This window comes from Microcella daejeonensis, from assembly GCF_026625045.1.
In the GTDB taxonomy this organism is placed as follows: Bacteria; Actinomycetota; Actinomycetes; order Actinomycetales; family Microbacteriaceae; genus Microcella; species Microcella daejeonensis.
Genome location: NZ_CP113089.1, coordinates 1103064 through 1117784, shown reverse-complemented (window position 1 = coordinate 1117784; position 14721 = coordinate 1103064). Strand labels below are relative to the sequence as shown.

At 73.7% G+C, this 14721-nt stretch carries 16 protein-coding genes; 7 read left to right on the top strand and 9 right to left on the bottom strand.

The window, feature by feature from the left end; genetic code table 11:
• Nucleotides 1-8: 8 nt before the first annotated feature.
• Genes OVN18_RS05435 through OVN18_RS05425 form a run of 3 tightly spaced genes read left to right on the top strand, consistent with a single transcriptional unit; the run spans nt 9 to nt 2589 of the window.
• Nucleotides 9-932 (top strand): LLM class F420-dependent oxidoreductase, encoded by a 924-nt coding sequence (locus OVN18_RS05435; protein ID WP_267782487.1) that lies wholly within the window; start codon nt 9-11, stop codon nt 930-932.
• Between the two features lie 14 nt (nt 933-946).
• A complete protein-coding gene (locus tag OVN18_RS05430; protein ID WP_267782485.1) occupies nt 947-1930 on the top strand; it encodes a serine hydrolase domain-containing protein in 984 nt (327 codons plus the stop codon).
• Nucleotides 1927-2589, top strand: a complete 663-nt coding sequence (locus OVN18_RS05425; protein ID WP_267782483.1) for an alpha/beta hydrolase — start codon at nt 1927-1929, stop codon at nt 2587-2589. The genes OVN18_RS05430 and OVN18_RS05425 overlap by 4 nt, the downstream gene beginning before the upstream one ends.
• A gap of 340 nt (nt 2590-2929) precedes the next feature.
• Here OVN18_RS05425 and OVN18_RS05420 read toward each other — a convergent pair whose 3' ends face one another.
• The 3 genes from OVN18_RS05420 to OVN18_RS05410 form a co-directional block, all read right to left on the bottom strand.
• On the bottom strand, nt 2930-3799 hold the full coding sequence (locus tag OVN18_RS05420) for a hypothetical protein (protein WP_267782482.1): 870 nt from the start codon (nt 3797-3799) through the stop codon (nt 2930-2932).
• A 147-nt stretch (nt 3800-3946) separates the two neighbouring features.
• Nucleotides 3947-4159: a hypothetical protein gene (locus OVN18_RS05415; protein WP_267782480.1), complete on the bottom strand. Its 213-nt coding sequence runs from the start codon at nt 4157-4159 to the stop codon at nt 3947-3949.
• Between the two features lie 68 nt (nt 4160-4227).
• On the bottom strand, nt 4228-5412 hold the full coding sequence (locus OVN18_RS05410; protein ID WP_267782931.1) for an acyl-CoA dehydrogenase family protein: 1185 nt from the start codon (nt 5410-5412) through the stop codon (nt 4228-4230).
• 107 nt (nt 5413-5519) lie between these two features.
• Between OVN18_RS05410 and OVN18_RS05405 the strand changes: the two genes are divergently transcribed.
• From OVN18_RS05405 to OVN18_RS05390, 4 genes are all read left to right on the top strand, one after another.
• Nucleotides 5520-6515, top strand: a complete 996-nt coding sequence (locus OVN18_RS05405) for an ATP-binding cassette domain-containing protein (RefSeq protein ID WP_267782478.1) — start codon at nt 5520-5522, stop codon at nt 6513-6515.
• The gene (locus OVN18_RS05400; protein WP_407666066.1) at nt 6512-7399 is read left to right on the top strand and encodes an ABC transporter permease; all 888 of its coding nucleotides are present in this window, start codon (nt 6512-6514) and stop codon (nt 7397-7399) included. Before OVN18_RS05405 ends, OVN18_RS05400 begins: the two co-directional genes overlap by 4 nt.
• Nucleotides 7400-7560: 161 nt before the next feature.
• Nucleotides 7561-7854 carry a hypothetical protein gene (locus tag OVN18_RS05395; RefSeq protein WP_267782476.1) on the top strand — a complete coding sequence of 98 codons (294 nt, stop codon included), beginning with the start codon at nt 7561-7563 and terminating at the stop codon, nt 7852-7854.
• Nucleotides 7855-7915: 61 nt separating this feature from the next.
• Nucleotides 7916-8182: a hypothetical protein gene (locus tag OVN18_RS05390; RefSeq protein WP_267782474.1), complete on the top strand. Its 267-nt coding sequence runs from the start codon at nt 7916-7918 to the stop codon at nt 8180-8182.
• Nucleotides 8183-8291: 109 nt separating this feature from the next.
• Here the strand turns inward: OVN18_RS05390 and OVN18_RS05385 are convergent, their stop codons facing one another.
• From OVN18_RS05385 to OVN18_RS05360, 6 genes are all read right to left on the bottom strand, one after another.
• Entirely contained in the window at nt 8292-9521 is a 1230-nt protein-coding gene (locus tag OVN18_RS05385; protein ID WP_267782472.1) for a kynureninase, read from the bottom strand.
• 80 nt (nt 9522-9601) lie between these two features.
• Complete coding sequence (locus tag OVN18_RS05380) at nt 9602-10072, bottom strand: MarR family winged helix-turn-helix transcriptional regulator (RefSeq protein WP_267782470.1); 471 nt, start codon at nt 10070-10072, stop codon at nt 9602-9604.
• A 48-nt stretch (nt 10073-10120) separates the two neighbouring features.
• Nucleotides 10121-10759, bottom strand: a complete 639-nt coding sequence (locus tag OVN18_RS05375; RefSeq protein ID WP_267782468.1) for an NAD(P)-dependent oxidoreductase — start codon at nt 10757-10759, stop codon at nt 10121-10123.
• 55 nt (nt 10760-10814) lie between these two features.
• A complete protein-coding gene (locus OVN18_RS05370; RefSeq protein WP_267782467.1) occupies nt 10815-11867 on the bottom strand; it encodes an ABC transporter ATP-binding protein in 1053 nt (350 codons plus the stop codon).
• The gene (locus tag OVN18_RS05365; protein WP_267782466.1) at nt 11864-13522 is read right to left on the bottom strand and encodes an ABC transporter permease; all 1659 of its coding nucleotides are present in this window, start codon (nt 13520-13522) and stop codon (nt 11864-11866) included. Before OVN18_RS05365 ends, OVN18_RS05370 begins: the two co-directional genes overlap by 4 nt.
• Before the next feature lie 75 nt (nt 13523-13597).
• Nucleotides 13598-14638: an iron ABC transporter substrate-binding protein gene (locus OVN18_RS05360; protein WP_267782465.1), complete on the bottom strand. Its 1041-nt coding sequence runs from the start codon at nt 14636-14638 to the stop codon at nt 13598-13600.
• Nucleotides 14639-14721 lie beyond the last annotated feature (83 nt).

The following is a 14721-nucleotide window of genomic DNA, read 5'->3' as shown; positions in this document are numbered from 1 at the left end:
GGTATCCCGTGCAGATCTGCATCTTCACCGAGCCGCAGCAGGGCGCGAGCTACGACACCCAGCTCGCCCACGCGCAGCGCACCGAGGCGCTCGGGTTCGACGGCTGGTTCCGCTCCGACCACTACCTGGTGATGGGCGACGGCGACGGGATGCCCGGCCCGACCGATGCGTGGACCACGCTCGCCGGGCTCGCCCGCGAGACCTCGCGCATCCGCCTCGGCACCCTCGTCTCCTCCGCCACGTACCGCGTGCCGGGAATCCTCGCCATCCAGGTGGCGCAGGTCGACGCGATGTCGGGCGGACGCGCCGAGCTCGGCCTCGGCACCGGCTGGTACGCCGCCGAGCACGCGGCCTACGGCATCCCCTTCCCCGAGAAGCGGTTCGGGATGCTCGAGGAGCAGCTCGCGATCGTGACCGGCGCCTGGGCGACCCCCGCCGGGGCGACCTACTCCTTCGAGGGCGAGCACTACCAGCTGCTCGACTCCCCCGCCCTGCCGAAGCCGGTGCAGAGCCCGCTGCCCGTCATCGTCGGCGGGGGCGGCGCCCGCCGGACGCCGCAGCTCGCCGCCCGCTACGCGACCGAGTTCAACATCGGCTTCGTCGACCCCGAGACGGTCGCGGCGAAGTTCGAGAACGTGCGCGCGATCTGCGTCGAGGAGGAGCGCGACCCCGCGACCCTGCGCATGTCGGTCGCCTGGCCGACCATCGTCGGCGCCGACGAGGCCGAGGTGCGCCGCCGCTGCGCGGCCGCGGGCATCGATCCCGACTCGGACCACGGCGGGCGCCTCGTCGGCACGCCGGCGCAGGTCGTCGAGAAGGCGGCGGGCCTCGTCGCGCTCGGGGCCGAGCGGCTGTACCTGCAGACGATGGACATGACCGACCTCGACCACCTCGACCTCATCGCGGCGGAGGTTCTGCCGCATCTCGCCTGAGCGGAGCATCCCCCATGACGACCACGCCCTTCTCCCCCGCCCTCGACTGGGTGCGCCGTCACGTCGAGACGGGCCGCCTGCCCGTCGCCGTCGTCGGCATCGCGAGCGCCGACGAGGTGCTCGCCCTCGAGGCCTTCGGCACCGACGCCGGCCGCACCGCGCACGTCGACGACCGCTTCGCGCTCTACTCGGTGACGAAGCCGCTCAGCGCGCTCACCGCGATGCGCCAGGTCGAGCGCGGCCTGCTCACGACCGACACCCCGCTCGGTCGGGCGGTGCCGGGGGCGCCCGCCGCGCACGCGACGCTGCAGAACCTGCTCAGCCACACCTCCGGCATCAGCGACGTCGTACTCGGCGAACCGCAGTCGCTGCGGGCCGCGCTCGAGAGGGCGCCGCTCGAGTTCGTGACCGGCACCGCCCGCCGGTACAACAACCTCGCGTGGGAGGGCGTCGCCGCGCTCGTCGAGCACGCGAGCGGGCGCTCGTTCCACGAGGAGTTCGCGGCGATGGCCGCCGACGGCGGGGCGACGACGCTCGATTTCGACGATGCGGATGCTCACCGCGTGCACGACGCGGAGCTCGCCGACCACGATCACCCCGCCCTGATGACCCTGCGGCACCCCGCGGCCGGCGCCGTCGGCAGCGTCGGCGACCTGCTCGCGATCGGGCGCTCGCTGCTGCGCGGCGACGGCGCCGTCGTCGCCCCGGCGACCCTGACGGCGATGCGCCGCCCGCGCACCGAGGGCCTCTACGTCATCGACGCGAACCCCGTGAAGGTGCACGAGCACTTCGGCCTCGGCTTCAATCTGCCGCGTCGCCCCGGGCTCATCGACCACTCGGTGTTCGGCCACGAGGGCTGGACGAGCACGCAGTTCTGGATCTCGCCCGACGCCGGCCTCGTGCTCGCCCTCGGCACCAACCGCATCAACAGCTGGCGGCCCGAGGTCGGCATCGACTTCGACGAGCTGTTCAACGCGGTCTTCGCGGGCGCGCGGTGAGCGAGGGCGGCACCCGCCCGCCGCACGTCATCGTGCTGCCGGGCGGCGGGTACGCGCGCCTCTCCGACCACGAGGGCGAGCCGGTGGCCGAGTGGCTGCGCTCGCTCGGGCTGGAGGCCAGCGTGCACCGCTACCCGGTGGGCACGCGCCACCCCGGTCCGCTGCACTCGGTGCGGGCGCGCGTCGGCGAGCTGCGGGTGCAGGGGGTGCGGCGGCTGGGCATCCTCGGCTTCTCGGCCGGCGGCCACCTCGCCGGGCACGCCGCCGCCTCGGGGCTCGTCGACGCCGCCGTCCTCGGCTACCCGGTCGTCTCGATGCAGCTGCCCACCCACGCCGGATCGCGGCAGAACCTCATCGGCCTGCGCGCGATGCCGTGGACGCGCCGCGCCCTCTCGGTCGACCGGCTCGTGACGCACGCGATGCCGCCGACCTTCGTCTGGCACACCGCCGACGATGCGGTCGTGCCGGTCGCGCACGCGTACCGCCTGGCGGATGCCCTCGCCGAGCACGACGTGCCCCACGCGCTGCACGTGTACCCGCGCGGCCGCCACGGGCTCGGGCTCGTCGACGGGGTCGCCGGCGGCGCCGAGGCCGGGATCGCCCGGAACTGGACCCGCGACTGCGCCGAGTGGCTGCGGTCGATCGGCTGGGTGGCCTGAGCTCTGGCGCTCGCCTCGGGCTGCGATCCGACCGCGGTTTCGGCGTGACGCGTCGGCCTCGGTTCGACGCTTCGGCGTCGGCGTCGGCCTCGGTGCAACGGGTCTGTAAGACGATGCTTCCGGAAGCGTCGGCTTACCCAGGCGTCGCAGGACATACCGTCGCGATCGCCCGGGCGGAGACCTTCCTCACGGGCTGTGTGCGCTCAAGGCTCCGGACGCTTGTGCGCACATAGCTGGGGGCAGAAGTCGAGGACCGTCGGCTCTCCAGCGGCGGGCGCCGTGGGCGCGCGCGGGCGGGGCGGGCGCGCGGGCGGAGCGTGTGCGGAGAGCTACCCGCCGACTACCGCCGCAGGGCCGCGGGCAGTGGGCGGGCGTCGGCCCGGGCATCCAGGATGCGCAGCACGATGAGCGCGCCCCAGACGATCGAGACGCCCGCGATGCAGGTGATCCAGAGGGCGGTGAGGCCGGCGGCGGACGTGCTGATGCCGACGCCGACGAGCGCGTAGGTGACGGTGAGCGCGTAGACGACCGAGCCTCGGGTGCCGTAGACGAAGCCGACGGCGGTGCCCGTCGCCGCGGCGAGCACGAGGGCCTGCCAGACGATGCCCCAGGCGGTGTCGACGGGGGCGCCGAGGCCCTGCGTCACGGTGGCGATCTGCACGAAGAACGCCATCGACGTCCAGCCGGCGTAGACGCCCATCATCAGGTACAGGATGCCCCGCTCGAGCGCCCCCCACGCGGCGACCTCGTCGCGCGCCCGCACCAGGCGCGTCCACGCCACGACGTGCGCGCTATTGATCATCACGAACACCACGAGGCCGAGCGCGTTCGACTGCCCGAGGCTCGCCGTCGCGAGCCACAGCGCGAAGCCCGCGAAGACGATCGCGAGCGGGCCGGCGAGACGGTCGCGGATCCCCGGGTTCGGCGTGATCGTCGACGGCCGCACCTGCAGCAGAGCCCACACGATGCTCGTGACGATGATGAGGCCCCAGATGGCGAACCACGCGCCGGGCGGAACGATCGGCGAGAACTCGGCGCCCGACTGCAGCGTCGTCGGCGAGAGCCAGTCGAAGACCAGGGACGAGATCGGCTGGCCGATGGCGAGCACGACCAGCAGCTGCCGCAGGCGCCGTCGGCGGATCTCGTCGACGCTCGCGCCGCGAGCGGGGATGGAGTGCGAGCCGGTGTCGGCGAGCGGTTCGGTGCGCATGCTGCGCCCCCTCTCGGCCGCGCGGCGCGGGGGCGGGAGCGCCCCGCTGGCCTCGAGCGCCGGCGGCTCGCTCCCAGGGTAGAGCGGAGCGCCCTCCCGGGGCATCGGGGCGCACCGCGGATGCTCAGCCTCGGCTCGGCGCCCGCATCAGTCGGTCGGAGCCGGGGCCGGGGCCGGGGCCGAACGGTCGACCGCGCTCCGAGCGACGGCATCGGCGGCATCGGCGCGCGGGAGGATGCCCTCGGCCGCCGCCTTGCGCATCGCGTCGAGCATCGCGGCGCTCACCGAGAGGTACAGCAGGTAGAAGAAGACGGCGGCGCAGACGGCGATGATCGCGATGCCGGTGAGAGGGTCGGTCATGGGGCGAGGATAACTCGCGCGGCAGGGATGCAGCGCAGAGCATCCCGCCGCTCGCGTCGATCGGCGCCCTAGGCAGCCGGCGCGGGAACCGGGCCGAGCAGATCGGCGGCGATGGTCGCGGCGACGCTCTCGGGATCGCTCGGGTGGTAGATGCCCGCGAGTACGTCGCGCTGCAGGCGGCTCAGCTCGCTCGCCGCGGTGTAGCCCCCGCCGCCGGCGATGTGCATGCACTGGTCGACGACGTCGCGCGCCGTCTGCACGCAGCGCTGCTTGAGCCCCGTCAGGTCGCGGAACCACCGCACGCCCCGGTCGACCTGCGCGTCGCGGTCGCGTGCGACGGCCTCGATCTGCGGGGCCAGGGCGTCGAGCGCGAGAGCGGCATCCGCCACCCGTCGCCGGATGTCGGGATCGTGCGCCTGGGGCGCGCCGCCCGCCCGCAGGCTCGTGCGGCGGTGCGCCGACTCGACGGCGAGCTCGAGAGCGCGGTCGGCGATACCGGCGTAGACCGCGCCGATGAGGGTGAGGAAGTTGGCGAAGATCGCGAGCGAGTAGGCGTCGCCTCCGGGGCCGACCGGCAGGATGCGCGCCACGCGCTCGTCGGTCACCAGGGCCCGCTCGAGCACCGTGGTGTGGCTCTGGGTCGCCCGCATGCCGAGGGTGTTCCAGTCGGGCTCGATGCGGAACCCGCCGCCGTCGCGCGTGAGGAAGCCGTGCACGATGCTCGGCCCGGCACCGGCCTCCGCCCCGCCGTCGGCGGGGTCGTGGCGGCCGATGACCCCGAGCCGCGTCCACGCCGGGCTCAGCGTCGTGAAGATCTTCGTGCCCGTGAAGGCCCAGCCGCCGCCCGAGCCGTCGGCCGCGGGCTCGACGCGCTCGACCCGGGTGAGCGAGTCGCTCATCACCCGGTCGTTGCCGCGCTCGCTGATCGCGAAGGCGAAGACCTCGCCGGCCGCGGCCTCGTCGAGCACCCAGGCGAGCGAGTCGTCGCCCGCGGCGGCGAGATCGCGGGCGACGCCCATCCAGACCAGGTGCATGGTGAGGCCGAGCGCGGTGGCGGGGGCGTGGGCGGCGAGCAGCCGCTGATCGCGCACGGCCGCGGAGAGCGACCGCGGGCGGAGGTAGCCGGCGGCGCGGAGCTCGTCGAGATCCTCGGTGAAGAAGGCGTTGCGGGCGTCGTAGTCGGCGGCGCGGCCGCGGATGCCCTGCAGCAGGCCGGGCGACAGCACGGTCTCGGGCAGGCGTGCGCCGGGCATCCCGTTCGCGGTGTCGTTCACGGCGCCCACGGTACCCGCGGGCGCTGACACCGCGATCGAAACCTCGGCGATACCCGGATGTCGCCGGCCAGGAGTACCGTGCGCGCATGGCTTTCATCGAGGCGCACGATCTCGTCAAGACGTACACGCCGAAGGGCGCCCCCGTGGTGCGGGCGCTCGACGGCCTGTCGCTCGAGGTTCCGCAGGGCACCGTCACCGCCCTGCTCGGCCCGAACGGCGCCGGCAAGACCACCACGGTCAAGGTGCTCACCACCCTCATCCGGCCCGACTCGGGCTCGGCGGTCATCGACGGCGTCGACGTGCTCGATGACCCCGACCGCGTGCGGCGCATGATCGGCGCGAGCGGGCAGTACGCCGCCGTCGACGAGAACCTCACGGGCTTCGAGAACCTCGAGATGGTCGGCCGGCTGTACCACCTGGGCGCCCGGCAGGCGAAGGCCCGCGCGCGCGAGCTCATCGAGCTGTTCGACCTCGTCGAGGCGCAGAACCGCGTGGTGAAGGGCTTCTCGGGCGGCATGCGCCGCCGCATCGACCTCGCCGGCGCCCTCGTCATCAACCCGCCCGTGCTGTTCCTCGACGAGCCGACGACGGGCCTCGACCCGCGCAGCCGCCTCGCGCTCTGGGGCATCATCGAGCGCCTCGTCGGCGACGGCACGACGGTGCTGCTCACCACCCAGTACCTGGAGGAGGCCGATCGCCTGGCCGACTCCATCTCGGTGATCGACGACGGCAAGGTCATCGCGAAGGGCACGGCCGACGAGCTCAAGGCCTCCGTCGGCGGGCAGCGGGTCGCCCTCACCCTCGTCGACGACGAGCGGGCGGATGCCGTGCGCGAGATCCTGCACCGCCACGGCACCGGCGAGCCGGTGGCCTCCAACGAGAGCAAGACCTGGATCGTGCCGGTCGCCGACGGGCCCGCGGCCCTCAGCGCCATCGTCGGCGAGGTCACCGCCGCGGGCATCCCCCTGCACGACGCCGGCATGCGGCGCCCCACCCTCGACGACGTGTTCCTGCAGCTGACCGGTCACGCGGCCGAGGCGGACGGGAGCGCCGACGACAGCACGAAGGAGGCCGCGGCATGAGCGGCACGACCCCCGCAACCACCACCCGCACCGACGGGCCGGCCCCCTCCCCGACATCGCGCACCCTGCAGGCCGTCCCCGGCAGCGCGGTGAGCCGGTTCCTCAGCGACGGGTGGATCACCACGCGCCGCAACCTCATGAAGATCATCCGGGTGCCCGACATCCTCGTCTTCACCCTGCTGCAGCCGATCATGTTCGTGCTGCTGTTCACCTACGTCTTCGGCGCCGCCATCGACATCCCCGGCGGCGATTACACCTCCTTCCTCATGGCGGGCATCTTCGCCCAGACCGTCGTCTTCGGCTCGACCTACTCGGGCTCGGCCATGGCGCAGGATCTGAAGGACGGCATCATCGACCGGTTCCGCACGCTGCCGATGAGCGGCGCCGCGGTGCTCGTCGGCCGCACCAACGGCGACCTCGTCATCAACGGCCTGTCGATGCTCGTCATGATGGGAACGGGCTTCATCGTCGGCTGGCGCGTCGAATCCTCGCCGCTCGAGTTCCTCGCCGGGGTCGCGCTGCTGCTGCTCTTCGCCTACGCGTTCTCCTGGCTCATGGCGTTCCTCGGCATGAGCGTGCGCAGCCCCGAGATCATCAACAACGTCTCGTTCCTCGTGCTCTTCCCGCTCACCTTCATCTCCAACGCCTTCGTGCCTGCGGAGAACCTGCCGACGCCCCTGCGGGTCTTCGCCGAATGGAACCCCGTCACCTCGCTCGTGCAGGCATGCCGCGACCTCTTCGGCAACACTCCCGAGGGCTTCGTGGCAGGCGATGCGTGGACGGTGCAGAACCCCATCCTCACCGTGCTCATCGGCATCGTGCTGCTGCTCGTCGTCTTCGTGCCCGTCTCGATCGCGAAGTTCGCCTCGCTCGGCAAGAAGTAGGCGCTGGGCGGGAACCCCGGGGCGAGCCGCCCCGGGATTGCGGCACCGGGGTGCGTCTGAGAGCAGCCTGGGTATCGCCGTTCTCCCGTGACGAGGGCCCCCCTCCGCGCGTCTAGCCTCTGACACGCGGTGGGAACCTTCCCGCCGGAGAACGGAGAGACATGCGCAACAACATCCTGATCATCGGCGGAGCCGTCTTCCTCGCCTACGTGCTCGGATCGCGCGCGAACCGTCCGACGAGCGCACCCCGCGCCGAGACCCTGCGCCACCAGGCCGAGCGGCTCTGGAACGACCCGAAGGCCCGCAAGGAGCGCGAGAAGCACCGCGCCGCGCGGCGCAAGGAGGCCGAGAAGCTCGCCAAGAAGCTGAAGAAGTCGGCCCGCTCCACCGCGAAGACGACGGCGAAGAAGGCGGAGAAGACGATCAAGAAGACCGTCGACCGCCTCGGCCGCTGAGCAGCGCCCGCAGCACCACTCCCCCACCACCCCTGAACCGCATCCCCGAGAGGACAGCACCATGACCGATCAGAAGAACCCCATGGACGACATCGCCCGCGGCACCGAGAGCCTGCTCGAGAAGGGCCGCACGGCCGTCGGCGACGCGACGGTCGAGGCGGGCGACGCGCTCGACCTCGCCCGCGGAGAGGACGACCTCAAGCGCCAGCTGCGCAAGGTCGGCCGCCGCGTCGACCGCTTCCGCGAGGAGCAGCCCGTCGGCTTCGCCGTCGCCCTCGCCGCCGGAGCCATCCTGCTCGGCGCGCTCCTCGGCCGCGCCAAGCGCTAGCCACCCGCCGCACGCCAGCCCCACGACTGCCCGCCGCTCCCGCGCCCACACGCGTGAGCGGCGGGCTTCGTCATGCCCGGCGTCGACCCGGGCGGATCGGCGACCGGAATCAGTCGGCGAGCGCCGCCGCGAGAGCCCGGATGCCCCGCTCCACCTCGGCGAACGAGGTGCTCAGCGGCGAGAGCCCGATGCGCACCCCGCTGGGGTGCCGGAAGTCGGGGATCACGCCCTCGGCCCAGAGCCGCTGCACCGCGCGCGCGGCGTTCGGATGGTCGACCGTGAGGTGTCCGCCGCGGCGCTCGTCATCGCGGGGCGACGCGAGAGCGGCATCCGGGATCAGGGCGTCGACGAGCGCGATCGCGTAGGCCGTCAGCGCGACCGACTTCGTGCGCACCGCCGCCATGCCGGCCTGCTCGATCTCGTCGAGCATGTCGGCGAGGGGCACCATGGCCGTGATCGGCGGCGTGCCGCTGACGAGGCGACGGATGCCCGGGGCGGGCTCGAAGCCCTCCGTCATGCTGAAGGGCTGCGCCGCTCCGAGCCACCCGGGGATGGGGTTGCGCAGCTCGGGCAGGTGCCGGGTCGCGACGTAGGCCCAGGCCGGGGCGCCCGGGCCGCCGTTGAGGTACTTGTACGAGCATCCGACCGCCATGTCGACGCCCCAGGCGTCGAGCTCGAGCGGCACCGAGCCGACGGCGTGCGAGCAGTCCCAGATGACGAGGGCGCCGTGCGCCTGCACGACGGCGGTGATCTCGCGCATCGGCGCGAACCAGGCCGAGCGGTAGGCGACGCCGCCGAGCAGCGCCGCGATCGTGCGCTCGCTCACCGCCTCGGCGAGCAGCTCGGGGGTCGCGCCGCCGTCGTGGGCGGTGTCGAGCCAGCGCACGGTGAGCCCGTGATCCTCTGCCAGGCGCTCGACGATGAATCGGTCGGTCGGGAACTCGTCGCGCGCGATCACCAGCTCGTCGCGCCCGGGCCGCGCGGCGATCGCGGCGCGCAGCAGCTTGAAGATGAGCACCGTCGTCGAGTCGGCGACGATCGTCTGACCGGATGCCGCTCCGAGGCAGGCCGCCCCGATGCGGTCGCCCAGCTCCTCCGCGCGGCCGAGCCAGCCCTCGTCCCAGCCGCGGATGAGCCGACCGCCCCACTGCTCGCGCACGAAGGCCGGATAGCGGTCGAGCGTGCGCGCGAGCGGGCGCCCGAGCGAGTTGCCGTCGAGGTAGGCGACGACCCCCTCACCGGAGAGGAAGTGCCCGCGGTGCGCGGCGAGCGGGTCGGCGGCGTCGCGCGGCGCCGGGTCGAGGTGCTCGGGGGTCGGGGGCACGGCGGTGGTCGTCACGCCGCCAGCCTAGAGCGGGGCATCCCGTGGTCGCCCGGGAGTCGCGCGCGCCTGCCGGTCGCCGCCGGGCGGGCGGCCGCTCAGCGGGCGGTCGCGCGGGCGAGCAGGGTCGCGAGCTGCCGCAGCTCGGCCTCGTCGAGGGCGGCGAAGTCGGGCGCGAGGTCGCGCACGAGCCCTTGCTGGAACGCGTCGACCTCCTGCGCGGCCGCGGCGCTGAGGGCGAGCACGCGCGAGCGCCCGTCGGTGGGGTGGCGCGCGACCTCCACGAGGCCGGCCTCGCGCAGCCCCTCGACGAGCTGCGTGACCGCGCCGCCCGTGACGCCGAGCTCGGCCGCGAGCGCGCTCGGCGTGACCGGTGCGGCCGCGTGCGCGAGCAGGAACACCGCGTCGAACTGCGAGCGCGACAGCGGCGTTCCGGCGAAGGGACGGCGGGCACCGATGCGGCGGGTGAGCCGGGCGACGGCGAGCAGGATGCCCCCGAGCGGCTCGGCGCGCGCGGCGTCGATCGGCGCGGCGTCGGAGGGTCGCGCGGGTTCGAGGGGCGGTGTCACGACCTCGAGGCTACCGAGCGCCATCGCCGGTCGCCGCCCGCGCGCCGCTCACGCGCTCACGAACGGCAGCTGCCGCACGAAGCGCTCATCGTCGATCTGGGTGACGATGAAGTCGGCCAGGTCGTCGCGGCTGATCTGCGTGCTCGCGTCGACGCCGACCCAGCCGACCCGGTAGCGCCCGACCCCCGGAGCCTCGGTGAGGCGCGGGGCCCGCACGACCGTCCAGTCGAGGCCGCTCTGCTCGAGCACGGTCAGGTGCTCGGCAGCGTCATCCAGCACCTGCCCCGCGGCCGCGCGCATGATGCCGCGGATCACACGATCGGCGAGCTTCGGGCGGTCGTGCACGGGGTCGGGCAGTCCGCCGCCCGAGAGGGAGACGAGGCGGCGCACCCCGACCTCGTGCATCGCGGCGACGATCGCCCGCGTGCCCTCGGTCTGCACCCGCGGCGGCGAGCCCTTCACCTGCCCGAAGAGGCTGAGCACGGCATCCGCGCCCTCGACGGTCTCGCGCACGGGGGCGGTCGCGGTGACGTCGCCGGTGATGACGGTGAGGGCGGGATGCTGCTGCGGTCGCAGCCGCGCGGGGTCGCGCACGAGGGCGCGCACCTCGTGGCCCTGGTCGAGCAGGCGGGTGAGCACGCGGCTGCCGGTCTTGCCGGTGCCGCCGAAGAGGACGATGGTCGTCATGCGACTTACTTTAGCGCCTAAAGCATTCCTGCGCCACGGGAGCGGCGGGCGGGCGTCACGCCGCGGGGAACGCCAGCCCCGGCCGCTGCACCGCGAGCCGCAGCGACTCCCCCACCTCGGGCAGGTCGACGGCCGCCATGCGCATGCGCACGGTCGACCCCGCCGTCAGATCGCACGTCAGCATCGCGTCGTGCCCGGCGTACGAGATGCTCGCCACCCGGGCGTCGGCCCCGGCCGCGGCCGTCGCGAGCAGATCCGGGCGCGGAACGATCCACTCGGGGCGCAGCATGAGGCGGACGGCCTCGCCGTCGGCGGGCGCGAAACCCATCGCGGTCGCCTCGACGTTGCCGAAGGTGCACGAGACGCGGCCGTGGCGCCAGCGGCCCTCGACCTCGACGACGTCGCCGACGAAGCCGGCCACCCAGTCGTTGGCGGGCTGCTGGTAGATCTGCTCGGGGGTTCCGAACTGCTCGAGCCGGCCATCCCGCATCACGGCGACCCGGTCGGCGAGCGTGAGCGCCTCCTCCTGATCGTGCGTGACGAGCACCGAGGTCGTGCCGGCGGCGCGCAGCAGCTCGGCGACCTCGCGGCGCAGCGCCGTGCGCAGCTGGGTGTCGAGCGCCGCGAAGGGCTCGTCGAGCAGCAGCACGTCGGGCTTCGAGGCGAGCGCGCGGGCGAGGGCGACGCGCTGCGCCTGACCGCCCGAGAGCTGGTTGGGCGCGCGGCCGGTGAGCGCGCCGAGACCGACCAGCTCGGCCAGCTCCTCGATGCGGGATGCCCGGCCGCGGCCGCGCGGCAGCGCGAAGCCGATGTTCTCCCCCACGGTGAGGTGCGGGAACAGCGAGGCCTCCTGCGGCACCCAGCCGATGCTGCGCTTCTCGGGCGGCGTCGTGCGGCTGCCGCTCGAGAGCTCGCGGCCGCCGACCGAGATGGTTCCCGAGCGCAGCGGCAGCAGACCGGCGAGGGCGAGCAGCAGCGAGGTCTTGCCGCACCCCGAGGGGCCGAGCACGGCGACGAGCTCACCGCTGCCGATGGTCAGCGTCACGTCGTCGACGGCGAGCGTCGACCCGTGGGTCACGCTCGCTCCCTGCACGACGACGTCGCTCACAACTCCTCCTTGGCCGTGCTGCGGATGCCCGAGAGCACCATCGCGGGAACCGCCGCGACGAGCACGAGCACCGCGGCGTAGGGCGCCGCCGCCCCGTACTCGAAGGCGACCGTCCTGTTCCACAGCTCGGTGGCGAGGGTCTCGATCCCCGTGGGTCGCAGCAGCAGCGTCGCCGGCAATTCTTTCATGGTGGCTATGGCCACCAGCAGGGCGCCCACGCCGACGCTCGGCAGGGCGAGCGGCACCGTCACGCGCATCCAGGCCCGCAGCGGGCTGTCGCCGAGCGTGCGGGCGACGGAGACGAGGGACGACGGCACGTCGCCGAGACCGGCGCGCACCGTGCCGATGGCCTTCGGCATGAACAGCACCGCGTAGGCGAAGACGAGCACGGCGGTGGTCTGGTAGAGCGCGGGCACGACGGCGAGCGAGAAGAACACGAGCGACAGGCCGACGACGATGCCGGGCAGCGCGTGCCCGAGGTAGCCGACCGATTCGACCGCGCTCACGAGACGGCCGCGGTAGCGGGCGGCGAGCGCCGCGATCGGCAGGGCGAGCAGCACGGCCAGGAGCGCGGCGGCGAGCGCGACGCCGAGGGTCGCCCCGACGGCGGCGGCGAGACGCGGGCCGTCGATCGAGCGCAGCGTCTCGGCCTGCAGCAGCCGCTGGGCGAGTCCGAGCAGCGGAACGGCGACGCCGATGACGGGGGCGACGGCGACCACGGGCAGCAGCGAGAGCAGCACGCCGCGACTGACGGTGCGCGGCTGGACCGCGCGGGCGGGGCGGCGGGCGAGGCGCCCACGGGCCGAGCGCTCGCCCGCGACGACGGCGAGGGCGAGCACGACGAGCAGAAGCGCGAGGATCGCGGCCTGCGCCCGGTCGAAGCTCGCCGAGTACGCCGCGTTGATGCCCCAGGTCAGGGTCGGGAACCGCATGAGCGCGACGAGCCCGAAGTCGCTCAACGAGTACAGCGCCACGAGCAGGGCGCCGGCGATCGCGGCCGGGCGCACCTGCGGCCACGTCGCGACGAGGAAGGCCGAGAGCGGCGAGCGGCCGAGCGTGCGGGCGACGCCCTCCAGATCGCCGGATGCTCCGCGCAGGGCCGCGGCCACCGGCAGCGTCACGTACGGCACGGTCACCGCCGAGAGCAGCAGCCAGCTGGGCACGAAGCCCTGGATGCCCGGCGTCGAGACGATCCAGCCGTAGCCCGCGATGAACGAGGGCACGGCGAGCGGCAGCGAGGAGGCGAGCAGCCACAGCCGCGGGAACGGCACGCGCACGCGCGTGAGGACGAACGCCACGGCGGTGCCCAGCACGAGGGCCGTCGCGGTGGTCGCGGCGGCGAGGCCGAGCGAGTTCGCGGCGTACTCCAGCACGCGGCCGCGACCGAGGGTCTCGACGATGCGCGGCAGCCCGGCCTCGAGCGAGCGCACGAGCAGGTAGACGAGGGGGATGCTCGCGGCAGCCGCGGCGACGACCGCGGCGATGAGCAGCGCGGCCGGGGGGCGGCGGGTCCCGCGGAGGGCATCCCCCGCTCGCCCGCCCGTCGCGGTGCCGGAGCCGGCGGAGCCGCTCGGGTCGCCCGCGGCCCCGCCCGCCGGGCGCGCCGATGCCGCGGGGCCCGTGGGGGCCGCCGCGGCATCGGGCGCGAGAGTCATGGCTCTATTCGATCATCAGGAGGTGGGAGCGGGCAGGGCCGAAGGGCCCCGGCCCGGCCGACCGAGGCGGATCGCCTAGATCAGGCCCACGCGGGCGAGGAGATCCTGCGTGTCGCTGAGGGTGTCGAGATCGCTGAGGTCGAGCTCGGGGTTGACGAGGCTCTCGAGGCTCGGCAGGCCCTCGGGGGCGTCGATGCCGGCGACCAGCGGGTACTCGAAGGTCTCCTCGACGAAGTAGCTCTGGCCGGCCTCCGAGACGAGGTACTCGATGAAGGCGAGGGCGTCGGCGTTATCGGCCGAGCCGCTCATCAGGCCGGCGCCGGTGACGTTGACGATCGAGCCGGGGTCGCCCGCCTCGAGGAACTTCAGCTGCGCGCGCATGTTGTCGGCGCCGACCTCGGCGGCCTGCCGGAACCAGTAGTAGTGGTTGATGAGGCCGACATCGAGCGCGCCCTCGTCGACGGCGGTGAGGATGGGGTTGTTGCCCTCGAAGATCTGCGGATCGTTGGCGGCGAGCTCGGTGAGGAACTCCTCGGCGTCGCCCTCGCTCTCGAGCACGCGGTAGGCGGTCACGAACGACTGGAAGCTCGCGTTGGTCGGCGCGACGCCGACGAGTCCGCGCCACTCCTCCTCGGTGTAGTCGTCGATGTCGTCGGGCAGCTCCTCGGCCGTGTACTTCTCCCCGTCGAACACGACGACGCGGGCCCGGCCGGTGATGCCGACCCAGCTGCCGTCGGTGGAGGTGAAGCCGGCGTCGACCGCTCCGGCGATGTCGTCGGGCAGGGTCGTGAAGAGGTCGGCGTTCGCGAGGGCGCCGAGGGCGCCCGCATCCTGCGAGAGGAAGACGTCGGCGGGGGTCGCCTCGCCCTCCTCGAGCAGCAGCGCGCCGAGCTCGGCGGTGTTGCCGTAGCGCACCTCGACCTCGATGCCCGTCTCCTCGGTGAACTGGTCGATGAGGGGCTGCACGAGCGCCTCGTCGCGACCGGAGTAGAGCGTGAGGTCGGCGTCGCCCGAACCGGAGTCGGTCGACGCGGAATCCCCCGCGGCGCATCCGCCGAGCACGAGGGCGGAGGCGGCGCCGAGGGCGAGCAGGGAGAGCGAGCGGGAGGTGCGCATGACGGAATGGCTCCAGCGGAGTCGAGGGACGAGGAAGGCGGGCGACGAGTGCGCCGCAGTAAGGCTAGCCTTACCTGCACTCG

Coding starts and splice junctions, on each gene's coding strand:
- OVN18_RS05375 (WP_267782468.1), bottom strand. CDS start 10,759: ATGACGACCATCGTCCTCTTCGGCGGCACCGGCAAGACCGGCAGCCGC.
- OVN18_RS05420 (WP_267782482.1), bottom strand. CDS start 3,799: ATGCGCACCGAACCGCTCGCCGACACCGGCTCGCACTCCATCCCCGCT.
- OVN18_RS05390 (WP_267782474.1), top strand. CDS start 7,916: ATGACCGATCAGAAGAACCCCATGGACGACATCGCCCGCGGCACCGAG.
- OVN18_RS05395 (WP_267782476.1), top strand. CDS start 7,561: ATGCGCAACAACATCCTGATCATCGGCGGAGCCGTCTTCCTCGCCTAC.
- OVN18_RS05430 (WP_267782485.1), top strand. CDS start 947: ATGACGACCACGCCCTTCTCCCCCGCCCTCGACTGGGTGCGCCGTCAC.
- OVN18_RS05415 (WP_267782480.1), bottom strand. CDS start 4,159: ATGACCGACCCTCTCACCGGCATCGCGATCATCGCCGTCTGCGCCGCC.
- OVN18_RS05360 (WP_267782465.1), bottom strand. CDS start 14,638: ATGCGCACCTCCCGCTCGCTCTCCCTGCTCGCCCTCGGCGCCGCCTCC.
- OVN18_RS05410 (WP_267782931.1), bottom strand. CDS start 5,412: ATGCCCGGCGCACGCCTGCCCGAGACCGTGCTGTCGCCCGGCCTGCTG.
- OVN18_RS05400 (WP_407666066.1), top strand. CDS start 6,512: ATGAGCGGCACGACCCCCGCAACCACCACCCGCACCGACGGGCCGGCC.
- OVN18_RS05405 (WP_267782478.1), top strand. CDS start 5,520: ATGGCTTTCATCGAGGCGCACGATCTCGTCAAGACGTACACGCCGAAG.
- OVN18_RS05365 (WP_267782466.1), bottom strand. CDS start 13,522: ATGACTCTCGCGCCCGATGCCGCGGCGGCCCCCACGGGCCCCGCGGCA.